12 protein-coding genes are annotated in these 14,429 nt (G+C 70.9%); 6 read left to right on the top strand and 6 right to left on the bottom strand.

Features of this window, described 5'->3' with window-relative positions:
* Positions 1-25 precede the first annotated feature (25 nt).
* The 3 genes from EV562_RS05305 (at position 26) to EV562_RS05295 (ending at position 4,472) form a co-directional block, all read left to right on the top strand.
* Entirely contained in the window at positions 26-3,175 is a 3,150-nt protein-coding gene (locus tag EV562_RS05305) for a DEAD/DEAH box helicase (RefSeq protein ID WP_166661651.1), read from the top strand.
* An 86-nt stretch (positions 3,176-3,261) separates the two neighbouring features.
* Positions 3,262-3,822: a cysteine hydrolase gene (locus tag EV562_RS05300; protein WP_279588476.1), complete on the top strand. Its 561-nt coding sequence runs from the start codon at positions 3,262-3,264 to the stop codon at positions 3,820-3,822.
* A gap of 74 nt (positions 3,823-3,896) precedes the next feature.
* Complete coding sequence (locus EV562_RS05295; RefSeq protein WP_166661600.1) at positions 3,897-4,472, top strand: GNAT family protein; 576 nt, start codon at positions 3,897-3,899, stop codon at positions 4,470-4,472.
* Positions 4,473-4,532: 60 nt separating this feature from the next.
* Here EV562_RS05295 and EV562_RS05290 read toward each other — a convergent pair whose 3' ends face one another.
* Positions 4,533-5,084, bottom strand: coding sequence for a hypothetical protein (locus EV562_RS05290; RefSeq protein ID WP_133885492.1), 552 nt, complete (start codon positions 5,082-5,084; stop codon positions 4,533-4,535).
* Positions 5,085-5,252: 168 nt separating this feature from the next.
* Between EV562_RS05290 and EV562_RS05285 the strand changes: the two genes are divergently transcribed.
* Both EV562_RS05285 and EV562_RS05280 read left to right on the top strand, forming a co-directional pair.
* Positions 5,253-6,998: a hypothetical protein gene (locus EV562_RS05285; RefSeq protein WP_208298294.1), complete on the top strand. Its 1,746-nt coding sequence runs from the start codon at positions 5,253-5,255 to the stop codon at positions 6,996-6,998.
* A 643-nt stretch (positions 6,999-7,641) separates the two neighbouring features.
* Positions 7,642-8,868 (top strand): cytochrome P450, encoded by a 1,227-nt coding sequence (locus EV562_RS05280; protein ID WP_133885491.1) that lies wholly within the window; start codon positions 7,642-7,644, stop codon positions 8,866-8,868.
* Positions 8,869-8,927: 59 nt separating this feature from the next.
* Here EV562_RS05280 and EV562_RS05275 read toward each other — a convergent pair whose 3' ends face one another.
* Both EV562_RS05275 and EV562_RS05270 read right to left on the bottom strand, forming a co-directional pair.
* The gene (locus tag EV562_RS05275) at positions 8,928-9,401 is read right to left on the bottom strand and encodes a carboxymuconolactone decarboxylase family protein (protein WP_133885490.1); all 474 of its coding nucleotides are present in this window, start codon (positions 9,399-9,401) and stop codon (positions 8,928-8,930) included.
* A 118-nt stretch (positions 9,402-9,519) separates the two neighbouring features.
* Entirely contained in the window at positions 9,520-10,410 is an 891-nt protein-coding gene (locus tag EV562_RS05270; RefSeq protein ID WP_133885489.1) for an alpha/beta fold hydrolase, read from the bottom strand.
* A gap of 157 nt (positions 10,411-10,567) precedes the next feature.
* Between EV562_RS05270 and EV562_RS05265 the strand changes: the two genes are divergently transcribed.
* Complete coding sequence (locus EV562_RS05265; protein ID WP_133885488.1) at positions 10,568-10,870, top strand: hypothetical protein; 303 nt, start codon at positions 10,568-10,570, stop codon at positions 10,868-10,870.
* 15 nt (positions 10,871-10,885) lie between these two features.
* Here EV562_RS05265 and EV562_RS05260 read toward each other — a convergent pair whose 3' ends face one another.
* The 3 genes from EV562_RS05260 to EV562_RS05250 form a co-directional block, all read right to left on the bottom strand.
* Positions 10,886-11,245: a VOC family protein gene (locus EV562_RS05260; RefSeq protein WP_133885487.1), complete on the bottom strand. Its 360-nt coding sequence runs from the start codon at positions 11,243-11,245 to the stop codon at positions 10,886-10,888.
* Between the two features lie 109 nt (positions 11,246-11,354).
* Positions 11,355-12,869, bottom strand: a complete 1,515-nt coding sequence (locus EV562_RS05255; protein WP_133885486.1) for an MFS transporter — start codon at positions 12,867-12,869, stop codon at positions 11,355-11,357.
* 112 nt (positions 12,870-12,981) lie between these two features.
* Entirely contained in the window at positions 12,982-14,373 is a 1,392-nt protein-coding gene (locus EV562_RS05250; RefSeq protein WP_133885485.1) for a DUF445 domain-containing protein, read from the bottom strand.
* Positions 14,374-14,429 lie beyond the last annotated feature (56 nt).

Genomic DNA, 14,429 nt, shown 5'->3' with positions numbered 1-14,429 from the left:
CAACTCGGTGGTGGAAGGGGTCGGGGTGGAGCAGCCGGGTAATGGGGATCTGCCGGTGGCGGGGGTCTACGAACAGCTGGTCACGGATCGCGTGCGCAGTGACCTGGACCGGCTGGAGGCGGCAGGCTGGAAGGCCATCGACGGCGAGGTCGGTGCGGAATCGTCACCTCATGTGCTGGCCCGCCACGTCGGTGACGTAGTGGCCCGCCACCTCACCCGTCTTCGGCCTGAGCATCGGGTCCCGTTCGCTAACCGCATCCTCGAGTCCCTCGCATCCGATGTCGGTGATCCCGACGATGCCGAGTCCGTCAGCGCCATCGTCGAGGGGCCCAGGCAATTGCTGGCTCTGGCGGAGCAGGAGGCGCCGGGCGCCTATGCCATCCGTCCGCTCACGCCTCTTTCCGAGACGTCCCTTCTCACCAACTCCCCCGAAGACCTCAACCTGGGCGCGGAGCTGCGGGCCGAGTTGGCCACGGCGGATCGAATCGATCTGCTGTGCGCCTTTGTGAAGTGGTACGGGATCCGGGTGCTGGAGGACTCGCTCCTCGCAGCGAAGGAACGCGGCATCCCCATCCGGATCATCACCACGACCTACATGGGCGCGACCGACCGCCGCGCACTCGATCGGCTTGCACGCGAATTCGGCGCCACCGTGAAGGTGAACTACGAGACCCGCTCGACGCGACTGCACGCCAAGGCATGGCTCTTCCGGCGCAGGACGGGTTTCGACACGGCGTACGTCGGCAGCTCGAATCTCTCCCGTGCGGCTCTGCTCGACGGCCTCGAGTGGAACGTGCGGCTGTCCTCGGTGGCCACACCGGCGGTGATAGACAAGTTCGAGGCTACATTCGACGCCTACTGGAACGACGCGGCGTTCGAGACGTACGACCCGGATCAGCACGGCGAGCGTCTTGACTTGGCACTGGCCCAGGCCGGTGGGACGGCGCCGACCACCGACTTCAGAATCAACCTTTCCGGCCTCCAGGTGCATCCCTTCCCGCACCAGCGGGACATGCTGGAGCGGCTGCGCGCGGAGCGAGAGATCCGCGGGCGGCACCGCAACCTGCTGGTCGCGGCGACCGGTACGGGGAAGACCGTGATGGCAGCCCTCGATTACCGCGACCTGAGCAGGCAGGCGGCCCCCGGTCGGCCTCGGCTGTTGTTCGTGGCGCACCGCAAGGAGATCCTCAAGCAGTCGTTGCGCACTTACCGCGAAGTGCTGGATGACGCCTCGTTCGGCGAGTTGCTTTACGGCGGCGCCGACCCACAGGAGTGGAACCACGTCTTCGCCAGCGTGCAATCACTGAACGTCCAGAGGCTGGAGCAACTGGCTCCGGATCACTTCGACGTCATCGTCATCGACGAGTTCCATCACGCGACGGCCAGTACGTATCGACGAGTGATCGAGCACTTCGCTCCGAAGGAGTTGCTGGGGCTCACCGCGACCCCGGAGCGGATGGACGGGCTCAATGTCCAGGACGAGTTCTTCGACGGCCGCATCGCCGCCGAAATGAGGCTGTGGGAGGCCTTGGAGAACGATCTGCTCTCCCCCTTCCACTATTTCGGCATCCCGGACGGGACCGACCTCACGAACCTCACCTGGCAGAAGGGGGCATACGCCGACCAGGAACTCGGCAACCTGCTGACGGGCAACGACGCGCGAGCCCGCATCATCGTCAAGCAGATCCGGGACAAGATCTCCGACCCTGGTGCCATGCGTGCGCTCGGTTTCTGCGTCACGAAGGCGCACGCGCACTTCATGGCCGACTACTTCCGCACGGCCGGATTCCGGGCTGCCGCCCTGGACAGCGACTCGTCGGCCGAGGTACGTGCCCGAGCGCTGCGCGACCTCCAAGACGGCAGGCTCCAGGTCATCTTCTCGGTGGACCTGTTCAACGAGGGACTGGACATCCCGGACGTGGACACGCTGCTTCTGCTGCGCCCCACCAACAGCGCCACCGTCTTCCTGCAGCAACTGGGGCGGGGACTGCGGCGCACCGAAACGAAGCCGGTTCTCACGGTCCTCGACTTCATCGGGCAGCACCGGGCGGAGTTCCGCTTCGAAGAGCAGTTCCGGGCCATGACCAACCTGTCGCGCAATCGGCTGGTCGAGCACATCGAGCGGGGCTTTCCGCAGCTGCCGTCCGGCTGCCAGATCATCCTGGAGGGCAAGGCGAGGAAGCTGGTCCTCGACAACATCAGGACCCAACTGGCCGCCACGGTGAAAACGCTGGTGAAGGAGGTCAAGGCATACAGCACCCCCTTCCTTGCCGAGTACCTCCATGAAAGCCGCCGAGAGATCAAGGAGCTGTACAAGAACAGCAACTCGTGGACCCTCGTTCTGCGCCGTGCCGGCATGGTCGCCGAACCAGCCCCGTCGGGCGAGGAGGCGCTGCTCAAGCGGGTCCATGCGTTCCTGCACGTGGACGATCCCGAGCGCGCACAGGCGTATCTGCGCCTTCTGGCAGACGACGCCCCGCCGTATGAGGAACTCGACCTGACCGGCCAGGCGTACGCCCGCATGCTCTTCTTCAACCTGTGGGACAACGCGGGCGGCTTCACCAGCTTCTCGGAGGGACTCGCAGCGCTACGTCCGCAACGAGCCCTGAGAGACGAACTCCGACAGGTGCTGTCGTATGTCATCGACCGAGCCGACCATGTCCCGATCCCATTGGCCGAAGGCCTCGGCGCAGTGCCGCTGAAGGTCCACAGCTCGTACAACCGGTCGGAGATCCTTGCCGCCCTCGGCGTCGCCCGGTTCGGGGGACAGATGCCGCGGTCCTTCGCCCAGGGCGTCCAGTGGGCGGAAGAGTTCCAGACCGATGCGCTGCTGATCACGCTGGAGAAGGACGAGAAGGACTTCTCCCCCACCGTCCGATACAAGGACTACGCGATCAGCCCGAACCTGTTCCACTGGGAGACCCAGAACGCGATCTCTCCCAATTCCGCTACGGGCAAGCGATACCAGCAGCACGCCGCTCGCGGCACCCACGTCCTCCTGTTCATGCGCCGCTACGCGAACACCGACACGGGCAAGTCCCAGCCGTGGATGCTGCTCGGCCCGGCGAGTTACGTGGAGCACACCGGCAGCAAGCCGATGGCGATCACCTGGCACCTCGCCCACGCACTTCCGGCCGACGTCTGGATCTACTCGGCGGCCGTTCAAGCGAGTTGATGCCAGTACGTCCGAGAAGCCCGAGGAACTCGAGCGATATAGGTTGGCCTTCGACTGAGGCAGGTGTGGTGTCTTCCTCTCAACCGATCTGCAGCGCGCTCCTGGTGATGGACGTCCAACGGGACGTCGTGGACATCGCCGACGACGGTTCCGGGTATTTGGTGCGCTTGCGCAGGGCCGTCGACGGGGCCCGGGCCGCCGGGATCCCCGTGATCTACGTCGTGATGGGGCTGCGGCCGGGCGATCCGGTGGTCAGCCCGCGCAACAAGGTGATGGCGAACGTCCTGCAAGCCGGCCTGTTCACCGAGGGGGCTCCCGGCACCGAGATCCATCCGGAGGTCGCGCCGCGGCAGGGCGACGTGGTGGTCACCAAGAGGCGGGGCAGCGCGTTCTCGGGCAGTGACCTCGACCTGGTGCTCCGGGCTCGCGGCATCGACAGTCTCGTCCTCGCCGGAATCGCGACCAGCGCTGTCGTGTTGTCCACGCTGTGGCGCGCCGTCGACCTGGACCTCGGCCTCACCGTCCTGGCCGACGGCTGCCTCGACACCGACCCCGAGGTGCACCGGATGCTCATCGAGAGGCTCTTCCCCCAGTGGGCGGACGTCGTCGATGTCGACGAGTGGCTCGGAGCCGTCGCGCCTCGGTGACGCGGGGCGGGAGGTCCCGGCCGGGTCGGATAATCGGTGTCCTGCCGAATCCGCGAGGGCTCAGGATGACGTCCATGACCCTGACCACCCCCACCCTCCACACCCCCCGCCTGCGCCTGCGGCCGTTCACCGGTGCCGACCGGGACCACCTCTTCGTGCTGCACGCCGACGCCCGCGTGATGCGCTACTGGGACTCCCCGCCGTGGACCGAGCGGGCCCGGGCCGAGCGCTTCGTCGCGGCGTGCCGGCGGATGGCGGACGAGGGCACCGGCGTGCGGGTGGCCGTCGACCGCGTGTCCGACGGGGCCTTCGTCGGCTGGTGCGGGCTGGTCGAGTGGAACCCGGTCCACCGCAGCGCGTCGTTGGGCTACTGCTTCGGCGAGGCGATGTGGGGCCGGGGCTACGCGACCGAGGCGGTACGCGCCCTGCTGCGCTGGGCGTTCGGCACGCTGGACCTCAATCGGGTCCAGGCCGAGGCCGATACGCGCAACCCCGCGTCCGCCCGGGTGCTGGAGAAGGCCGGGTTCGTGCGGGAGGGGACGTTGCGGGAGGACTGCGTCGTGGACGGCGAGGTGTCGGACTCGTGGGTCTACGGGCTGCTCAGGCGGGAGTGGCCGCCCTCGGACGACGCGCCGCTCCCGGATCACTGAGAGGCCGTTTGCGACAGGCCCGTGCGACGGGCCTCCGTGACAGCCCGGCGGGCCGTGAGGTCAGGCCCCCTGCCGTCGCCCCAGCAGGCGGGCCTGTTCCTTCTTCAGCGCGGTGAACTCCCGGCGCGCGTAGGCGGCGAGCGCCTCGCTCGGGAACGGCACCACGGAGAGGTGCTGGTCATGCTGTCCCTGGGCCCACCGGGCCGCGGTGATCTCGTAGCCGGACACGTGCGCGCACAGGTCGAGCAGCAGCGGCGGCATCTCCGGCTCGCTCAGCAGGTCCGCGTGCGCGATGACCAGGTCGCGCATGGCCCGGATGTTGGGGAGGAAGACGGTGGTGATCCACAACCGCCACTCCGCGAGCTCTTCGGGAGTCGGCGGGGAATCGTCCGCGAACGGCGAGGTTCCGCCGGGGCGGGCGTGACGGATCATGAACGCGCCGAACGTACGGCTGTTGGCCTCCGTGAGGGCGAGCAGGGGGCCGTAGAAGTCGCCGAGTTGGCGATGGACGCGGGCCAGTCGCTCCTGACGCTGCGACAGGCGCAGGCCGTTGAGGTAGGTGGCGACGTAGCCGACGAAGGTCAGCCCGACGGTGACGGCCAGGGTGATCACGAGGGGCGATGCTACCGGGGGCCGTGTCTCGTGCGTCCGTCGCACCGAAGGCGCGGAGCGTGACGCGTTCCGCGCGCGGTCCCGGAGTGTTTCCCCGCCGCACCTCTCCCGTTCGCCGTGCCTGGTTACCTTCGCCTCGCCCGGTCCGGCAGCAGGAGAGGTACGTCCATGAGCACCCCGGCCCAGCAGACCTCGCCCCGGCCGTCCGCAGCCGCGCTCGCGTCGGCCAGGCAGCGTCGGGATCGGGACGGGAGCCGGGCCGGGAGCCCGTCCGGGCGTTCGGCGGAGCACGCCTTCCTGCGGTTCCAGTCCAGCGTCGGCAACCGGACCGCGACCGCGGCGGTGCAGCGCGTCAGGAGCGGGACCATGGAACGGGCGCCGGAGTCGCCCGCGTCCTCCCGGCCGGGCACCCCGGACAGCTTCGTGACCGCCGTGTCGGGCAGCTCGGACAGCTTCGTGACCGCCGAATCGGCCGGCTCGGGCAGCTCGGACAGCTTCGTGACCGCCAGGGAGCCTGAGCCGGAGGCGGAGGCGGTCGCCGCGGCGAGGTCGGCGGACGATCTGGTCAAGCGGGCCGCCGAGTTGCTGGACCGGTTCAAGAAGAACCTGGACCCCGCGGACAACCCGGCCAAGGGCGCCCAGGCCCCCACGAGCGCCGGCCTCGGCCAGGCGGCCGCCGTTTCGGGCGACGGGGCCCTCAAGCACGACGCCGCCGCCGCCGGCACCTCCGCCGGTACGTGGAACCTCCTCACCGAGGTCACCGGCGTCGTGGTCAACGCGTACGACTCGCTGAAGAACATGAAGGACGCCCGGAAGAAGCGGTCCGGGGCCGGACACCACACGGCGAGCAGGAAGGCGAAGGTCAAGGGCGCGGACGCGGTGGTCGGCACCGCCAGTTCGGGCGGTTACGGCGCCGCCGTCGCCAAGGAGTCCACCAAGCTCAACGGGGTGTCGGACGCGGCGACCGCGGCGACCGCCGCCGAGGTGAGCGGCATCTTCAGCGCCGTCACGGGTCTGTGGAAGGGCGCGCGGGCCGCGGGCAAGGTCGGCGGAGCGACCCGCAAGTACCGGCGGATCAAGCAGCTCGGGGATCCGGGCGCCGTCCACGCGGATCTGCTGGACCGGTTGCGGGACGAGTCGGACCAGGCCGAGCAGCGGGTCGACGCGGCGTTCGCACGGCTGAACGCCATCAGGGAGGCCGGCCAGGGGCGCCCGCCCCGGGAGTGGTACCCGGCGGCCGAGGCGGCGTTCGACGCGATGCGCGAGGAGTACGAGCGGGCCGCCACGGCCACGGCGGCCTACCGGCGTGCCGCGCAGGACATGGAGGACCTGAGCGGGACGCAGAAGTACGCGAAGAAGAAGCAGCTCACCAAGATCGGCAAGGAGACGGTGGGCGGCGTGGTGGGCGAGCCCGCCAAGGCGGCGGGCGGCATCGTGGCGGCGGTCACCGCGGCGGGTGTACTGGGCAGCAACCCGGGCGGCTGGATCGCCGCCGCGGTGGGGGCCGGGCTCATCCTCGGCGTCGCCGGGTACAAGGCGGGCCGCGCGGCGACGAAGCGCTACGAGGAGGTCCGCCATCCCGAGCGCTGGGCGCCGGAGGGCGAGGAGCCGGCGGCGGGCGCGTCGCGCGGGGACTCGCTGAAGCACGCCCTGAAGATCTGGAAGAAGGTGTCGAAGGGCGAACGCCAGGCCATGGCGCGCAGGATCTACCGCCTGGCGGCGGGTCCCGACATCCAGGGGAGCACCGGCACGACGCCCGAGATCCGGCAGTCCGCCCGGGAGCTGCTCGTCGCCCTCAAGGCGGGCCCGGCCCAGCACAAGCTGGAACCGGACGCGTGGGCGGCGAGCCTCAACGACCCTGAGAAGAGCGCCGGTTGGATCAAGGAGATCGCGGAGCAGCTGGCCTCGGGATGACCGGCGGCGGGCGCCTCCACCGTCGGCACGACGGGGGCGCCCGCCGCGGTGCCTGGCGCAGCGCCTCCGCCGGCATCTCCCGCATACCGGCGGCCCGCTCCCGGCCCGGCGGAGCGGCCGGCGTCGGGTCGGCCCGGCGGACTCGCCGGCGCGGGCGGCGGCGAAGATGCCCAGGATCTGCCCGCCCCGCCCGACCCTGAGCACGGAAACGGAACGGGAGGACATCCACCGGGCCGGCCCTCTCCGACCGGTCTCCGTCGATCCGCCGGCTTCCCTTCCCGTCCGTCGACTCCTCCTTCGGCCCGCCGACTCCCCCTCCCGTCCGCCGACTCCCCCTTCTGTCCGCCGCCTCCCCCTTCCCGTCCGCCGACTCCTCCTCCGGCCCCCTCCGACCCCTCCGACCCCTCCGGCCCCTCCGACCCTTCCGGCAAAGGTGTTCGGCCACCGTCCGCGCAGCTTTCGCGTCAAACTCCGGACGGTTCCGGCTGATGATCACGAGGCCCGCACGACGTGGGAGCGCGAGCCGGTACCGTCCCCCTGTCGCACGTCGAACGCCGCGAGCTGACAAGGGAGCCCCGAACCGACCCCGTCACTCTCTCCCCCACCCGGCCGCGCGACCCGCCGCACAGCAAGGAGCCAGGCCATGGCGCCCCAGCAGCCCGCCCTCGCCCTCGACCCCACCGGTGCCGACCACCGCGCCGAGCACCGTGCCCTGCGGGAGCGCGGCCCGGCCACGCGGGTGGACGTCCTCGGGGTCGAGGCCTGGTCGGTCAGTGACCCGGTCCTTCTCAAACGGCTGCTCACCAGCCCCGACGTCTCCAAGGACGCCCGGGCGCACTGGCCGGCCTTCGGTGAGGCCGTCGGTACCTGGCCGCTGGCCCTGTGGGTGGCGGTGGAGAACATGTTCACCGCGTACGGGGCGAACCACCGCAAGCTGCGCCGGCTGGTGGCACCCGCCTTCAGCGCCCGGCGCGTCGACGCGATGCGGCCCGCCGTCGAGGGGGTGGTGACCGATCTCGTCGACCGGCTCGCGCGGCTGCCCGTCGGTGAACCGGTCGACCTGCGCCAGCAGTTGGCCTACCCGCTGCCGATCACGGTGATCGGTCACCTGATGGGCGTGCCCGAGGACCGCCGCGACGGGTTCCGCGCCCTCGTGGACGGCGTCTTCGACACCACCCTGGACCAGGCCGAGGCACAGGCCAACACCGTGCGCCTGTACGAGGTCCTGGACCAGCTCATCGCGGACAAGCGTGCCACCCCAGGCGACGACATGACGTCCCTGCTCATCGCCGCGCGGGACGACGAGGGGAACGGCGACCGCCTCTCGCCCGAGGAGTTGCGCGACACCCTGCTGCTGATGATCAGCGCGGGTTACGAGACCACCGTCAACGTCGTCGACCAGGCCGTGTACACCCTGCTGACCCGCCCCGACCAGCTCGAAACGGTCCGCAAGGGCGAGGCCACGTGGGGGGACGTGGTGGAGGAGACGCTGCGTCACGAACCGGCGGTCAAGCACCTGCCCCTGCGGTTCGCGGTCACCGACATCCCCCTGCCGGACGGGCGGGCCATCGCCCGCGGGGAGGCCATCATCGCCTCGTACGCCGCCGCCAACCGGCACCCGGACTGGCACGAGGACCCCGACACCTTCGACGCGACCCGGACGGTCAAGGAGCACCTGGCCTTCGGGCACGGTGTCCACTTCTGCCTGGGCGCGCCGCTGGCCCGCATGGAGGTGTCCCTCGCGCTGGAGAGCCTCTTCGGCCGCTTCCCGGACATCCGCCTCGCCGATCCGGCCGAGGAGCTGCCGGCCGTGCCCTCGCTGATCAGCAACGGCCACCAGCGGCTCCCGGTCCTGCTGCACGCCGGCTGACCGGCGCGCCGCGGGACCTGGAGCGAGGGAGCCCGGGGCCGGCGGTGGAGCGGGGCGCCTCAGCCGAACATGCCCGGCACATAGTCGCCGGCGGGCTGCTGGGTGATCACGTTCACGCGGTTGTACGCGTTGATGAGCGCGATCAGTCCCACCAGTGCGGTGAGCTGCTCCTCGTCGTAGTACTTCGCCGCGTTCGCCCAGGCCTCGTCGGTGACGCCGCCGGAGGCGTCGGCGATACGGGTGCCCTGCTCGGTCAGTTCGAGGGCGGCGCGCTCCGCGTCGGTGAACACCGTGGCCTCCCGCCAGGCGGCGACCAGGTTCAGGCGCAGCCAGGTCTCCCCCTCCTTCGCGGCGTCCTTGGTGTGCATGTCGAGGCAGAAGCCGCAGCCGTTGATCTGGCTGGCGCGGATCTTGACCAGTTCCTGGGTCGCGGCCGGCAGGGACGAGTCGGTCACGGCCTTGCCCGCGGAGTTGATGTGGCGCAGGAGCTTGCCCGCGAGCGGGCTGCCGAAGATGTTGAGACGCGCTTCCATGGTGGATTCCTCCGTCATCGCTGTCGTGCTCGTCGGCCCGGTCGGCCGTACACCCCTACGACGGATGCCGTCGGTGCGATGTGACAGGCAGGAGCACCTCGATCCTGTGACCTGCGTCTCATCCGGTCGGTGTGGCCCGTTCCCGTTCCAGCAGTCGGCGCAGTGCCGCCGTCACGGCGTCCGGGCGTTCGTCCATCACCCAGTGGCCCGCGTCGTCCAGCAGCGTCAGCTCGGCGCCGGGTACGGACGCGGCCAGCTCGGTCGCGATCGCGGGGCTCAGGTACCGGTCCGTCCGGCCCCACACGACGGCCGTCGGGCAGTCGATGTCCCGCAGCCGCGGGCGCAGTTCGAGGCGGGCCGGTGTGCGGTAGTCGGCGAAGTAGTGGAGCAGCCAGCGGCGGCCCTCGGGGGTGTCCATCCAGCCGACGTAGCCGTCCAGGACACGGGCGTCCGGGTGGCCGGCGCGCACCAGCGGGGCCAAGGAGCGGCGGTGGACGGCGGCGAAGGGCAGCCGCAGCGCCGGACGGCGGAGCACGGGGTTGCGTCCGAGGAGGCTCAGCAGGCTGAAGACGGCGTACCAGCGGCGGGTGAAGGTGCCGTGCGCGCGGCTGTTGAGGAGGGCGAGCCGGCGTACCCGGGTGGGGTGGGCCTCGGTGAAGCCGAGGGCGAGGAAGCCGCCGTAGTCGTGGCCGACCAGGTTCACCGAGTCCAGTTCCAGTGCGTCGAGGAGCCGGCCGAGCCGGGCGACCTCCGTGTCGTAGTCGAACGGCAGGTGCAGGGGGCGCTCGGACACGCCCCAGCCGAGGAGGTCCGGGGTGACGACCCGGTGCCGGGCCGACAGGGGCGCCACCTGGTGACGCCAGCAGCGGTGGTCGGCGGGGTAGCCGTGCAGGAGGACCACGGGCTCGGCGTCGGGCGGCCCCGACTCCCAGCAGGCGACGCGGGCGCCGTCCACCGTGACCGTTCGGGGGCGGGGCGGGTCGTAGGCGTGGGGGCGCTGCGTGGTCATCGGACTCCTCCGGTGCTCGTCTCCCCTCTCCAACGGGTCGGCTACCCGCGAGTGTCGCGATCAGGGCTCGGTGTTCGGCCGAAGGGTGCGGGGATTAGCCTCGAACCCGACAAGTCGGTACGGGGCCGGGGTCGGTCCGGTGGAGCAGGAGGCAGACATGGCGAAGGTTCCCAGTGCGGTGGTCGCCGCGGGTGGTCTCGTCGGCGGGTACGGCGTGGCGCGCTGGACGAAGAAGCGGCAGCTCGGCGGTGCCGTGCTCGCCGTGGCCGGGGCCGCCGCCGCGCAGCAGTGGCGGGCGCGGGCCGGCGGGAAGGCCGCGGGCGCGCTGACGGCGGCGTACGTCGCCGGGTTCGCGGGGTCGCACCCGCTGGCCAAGAAGGTGGGCGCCTGGCCGTCCGTCCTCGGTGTCGCCGGTGCCGTGGCGCTGGCCTCGTGGGCGGTCGCCGACCGCCGCGCCTGAGCAGCGCGGCGCCGGTCAGGAGTGGTGGGTGAGTACGTTGATCACCCGGCCGTCCGGGGCCCGGACGAAGAAGCGCCGCACGCCCCACTCCTCGTCCCGCGGTTCCCGTACGATCTCGGCGCCCGACGCGGCGACCCGGGCGTAGACCTCGTCGACGTCCTCGACCTCCACGCTCAGGTCGGGGACGACGGGCGCCGTGCGCTCCTCGGTGAACAGGCTGATCTGGGCGGTGGGGTTGGAGGGGGAGGCCAGCGTGGTCACCCAGCCCATGTCCATGACCTCCTCGAAGCCGAGCAGGCCGTAGAAGTCACGGCTCGTGTTCCACAGCTCCTCGGCCTCTACGTGGATGTTGGGGACGATCCTGCGGATGGTCATCGGGGGCTCCTCGGCGTCCGGGCCGGGTCGGCGGGCGGCCGGGCCGAAAGGTGGCCGGCTCGCCGGGTGGTCGGGTCGACGGGTGGCCGGACCCACGGGGGATCTGGCGCTACGCGGTCTTCGTGGCGGGGCCCGTCCCTCCCGGTGTGTCCGGGGCCGCCGCCGACAGCGGTTCCGCGATGTCCTCCAGCGATCGGCGTTCCGCCTTCACCGCGAGGAACGCCGCCACCAGGCCGGCCGCGCACATCAGGCCGGCGCCGATCTGGAAGGCCAGCACCGTGTCGCCGACCACGCCGGACTCGGTCAGGTCGGCGAAGAGCAGCGGGCCGCTGATACCGCCGGCGGCGGTGCCGAGGGCGTAGAAGAAGGCGATGGCCATGGCGCGGGTCTCCATCGGGAAGATCTCGGAGACGGTCAGGTACGCGCTGGAGGCGCCCGCCGAGGCGAAGAACAGCACCACGCACCAGCAGGCCGTCATGGTGGTCGCCGTGAGCGAGCCCCGGTCGAACAGCCAGGCCGTGCCGAAGAGCAGGATGCCGGAGAGCAGATAGGTGCTGGAGATCATGATGCGGCGGCCGACCGTGTCGAAGAGCTGGCCGAGGAGCAGCGGGCCCATGAAGTTGCCCGCGGCGATGACGGCGAAGTAGTAGCCGGTGCTGCCGGTCGGCACGTCGAAGAACGTGATGAGGATGGTGCCGAAGCCGAAGGTGATGGCGTTGTAGAGGAAGGCCTGGCCGATGAAGAGGGAGAGGCCGAGGACCGCGCGGCGCGGGTAGCGGCCGAAGACGGTCTTGGCGATCAGGCCGAAGCCGATGCTCTTGCGCTGGTGGATGGTGATCTCACCGGCCGGCGGCGGCAGCTTCTCGCCCTTCTCCCGCTCGACCTCCCGTTCGACGGAGGAGACCAGGGTGTCGGCCTTGTCGCCCTGGCCGTGGATGAACTGCCAGCGCGGACTCTCCGGCACGTGGCGGCGGACCAGGAGGATGACCAGGCCGAGGACCACGCCGAGGGCGAAGCTGAGCCGCCAGCCGAGGTCCTTGGGGAAGATGTCGGTGTCCAGCATCACGATGGACAGCAGGGAACCGCCGATCGCGCCGAGCCAGTAGCTTCCGTTGATGATGAGGTCGACCCGGCCGCGGTACTTGGACGGGATCAGCTCGTCGATCGCGGAGTTGATCGCCGCGTACTCGCCGCCGATGCCGAAGCCGGTCAGGAAGCGGAAGAGGAAGAACCACCAGGACTCGAAGGACACCGCGGTCAGCGCGGTGGCCACCAGATAGACGACCAGCGTCAGCATGAACAGCTTCTTGCGGCCGTGGCGGTCGGTCAGCCAGCCGAAGAACAGGGCACCGGAGCAGGCGCCCGCCACGTACAGGGCGGCGGCGAGGCCGGTGATCTGGGCGGAGCTGATGTCCAGGCCGCTGCCGTCCTCGGCGATGCGTCCGGCCACGTTGCCGACGATCGTGACTTCCAGGCCGTCCAGGATCCACACGGTGCCCAGGCCGATCACGATCATCCAGTGCCAGCGCGACCAGGGCAGCCGGTCCAGGCGGGCGGGGACGGCCGTGGTGACGGTCCCGGTGGAGGCGGGCCCCGAGCCCGACGACGACGCTTCTGCTGTCATGGCACCCTCTCCGTCGGGCTCTGCGTCGAGCTCCGTCGAAACGAACGCCTCCCGTGTGCCCTGCACCGGAGAGAACACGCCCGCCGCGGTCGCGGGGCCGCCCAAGGCGGCCCTACGCCCCCAGGATGCGGGAGACCGTGTAGATCAACAGCCCGGCCAGCGAGCCGACCACCGTGCCGTTGATGCGGATGAACTGGAGGTCGCGGCCGATGTTCGCCTCGATCTTCTTCGTGGTGTGCTCGGCGTCCCAGCCGGCCACCGTGTCGGTGATCAGCGAGGTGATCTCCTTGCGGTAGGTGGTGACGACGTACACCGCGGCGCCCTCCACCCAGCCGTCGACCTTGCCCTGCACCTTGGGGTCGGAGGCCATTCGGGTGCCCAGCGACAGCAGCGAGGCGCGGACCCTGAGGCGCAGTTCGCTGCGCTCGTCCTCCGCCGCCGAGACGATCATGGACCGTACGGCCGTCCAGGCGGACGCGATCAGGTCCTGGACCTCGCCGCGGCCCAGCACCTCGGTCTTCAGCCGCTCCACCCGCGCCCGGGTCTCCGTGTCGGACTGCAGGTCGGCGGCGAAGTCGGTGAGGAAGCGGTCGAGGGCGCCGCGCGCCGGGTGGGCGGGCATGTCGCGCATCTCGGTGACGAAGCGCAGCAGCTCCTTGTAGACCCGGTCGCCGATCTTCCGGTCGACGAACCGGGGCGTCCACCCGGGCGCCCCGCCCTGCACGGCGTCCATCACGGAGTCGCCGTGCAGGATCAGCCAGTCGTGGGCCCGGGAGACGATCAGGTCGACGGCGCGCTTGTGGCCGCCGTCGGAGACGACCCGGTCCAGCATCTTGCCGAGGCCGGGCGCGATCTCCTGCGCGTCGGCACGGCGCGTGATCGCCTCGCCGACCACCGCCTGGACGTCGGAGTCGCGCAGCACCGTCAGGGCACCGCGCAGGGCGGCGGCCAGCTCGGCCGTCACCCGGTCGGCGTGTTCCGGCACGGCGAGCCAGGCGCCGAGGCGGCCGCCGATGCCGACGGCACGCAGCCGCTGGCGCACGACGGCCTCGGAGAGGAAGTTCTCCCCGACGAACTCGCCCAGCGAGACGCCCAGCTGGTCCTTCTTCTTCGGGATGATCGCGGTGTGCGGAATGGGAATGCCGAGCGGGTGCCGGAAGAGCGCGGTGACCGCGAACCAGTCGGCGAGCGCGCCCACCATGCCGGCCTCGGCGGCGGCCGACACGTAACCCGCCCAGGCGCCCGCGCCCCGGTGGGAGGCCCACTCGGCCAGGGCGTAGACCACGGCGACGACAAGCAGCAGCCCGGTCGCGGTGAGCTTCATCTGCCGCACACCGCGGCGCTTGGCCTCGTCGGCCGGGCTGAAGGACGTCATCGCCCGGTCACGGACCGCGCCCGGGCCCGCATCCGCACCCGCGGTGCCCGGCGCCGTGCCCTTCCCGGCGCCCTCGGAGCCATCCGCGCCCCCGGCGCCCTCGGGAAGTTCCGCTTTCGTGCGTTCCATCCGCTCCACCGTTCGCTGATACGTCCCTCACACATTGTCCCTTCATGACCGACTCC

Origin of the sequence: Streptomyces sp. BK208 (genome assembly GCF_004364245.1) — a bacterium.
Classification (GTDB): Bacteria; Actinomycetota; Actinomycetes; order Streptomycetales; family Streptomycetaceae; genus Streptomyces.
The sequence above is the reverse complement of the archived record's forward strand: the minus strand, read 5'-3'. Positions and strand labels throughout refer to the sequence as shown.

Bases quoted from the DNA above. Each gene is read 5' to 3' on its own strand.
- EV562_RS05280 (WP_133885491.1), top strand. From the start codon at position 7,642: ATGGCGCCCCAGCAGCCCGCCCTCGCCCTCGACCCCACCGGTGCCGAC.
- EV562_RS05295 (WP_166661600.1), top strand. From the start codon at position 3,897: ATGACCCTGACCACCCCCACCCTCCACACCCCCCGCCTGCGCCTGCGG.
- EV562_RS05265 (WP_133885488.1), top strand. From the start codon at position 10,568: ATGGCGAAGGTTCCCAGTGCGGTGGTCGCCGCGGGTGGTCTCGTCGGC.
- EV562_RS05260 (WP_133885487.1), bottom strand. From the start codon at position 11,245: ATGACCATCCGCAGGATCGTCCCCAACATCCACGTAGAGGCCGAGGAG.
- EV562_RS05275 (WP_133885490.1), bottom strand. From the start codon at position 9,401: ATGGAAGCGCGTCTCAACATCTTCGGCAGCCCGCTCGCGGGCAAGCTC.
- EV562_RS05270 (WP_133885489.1), bottom strand. From the start codon at position 10,410: ATGACCACGCAGCGCCCCCACGCCTACGACCCGCCCCGCCCCCGAACG.
- EV562_RS05250 (WP_133885485.1), bottom strand. From the start codon at position 14,373: ATGGAACGCACGAAAGCGGAACTTCCCGAGGGCGCCGGGGGCGCGGAT.
- EV562_RS05255 (WP_133885486.1), bottom strand. From the start codon at position 12,869: ATGACAGCAGAAGCGTCGTCGTCGGGCTCGGGGCCCGCCTCCACCGGG.
- EV562_RS05285 (WP_208298294.1), top strand. From the start codon at position 5,253: ATGAGCACCCCGGCCCAGCAGACCTCGCCCCGGCCGTCCGCAGCCGCG.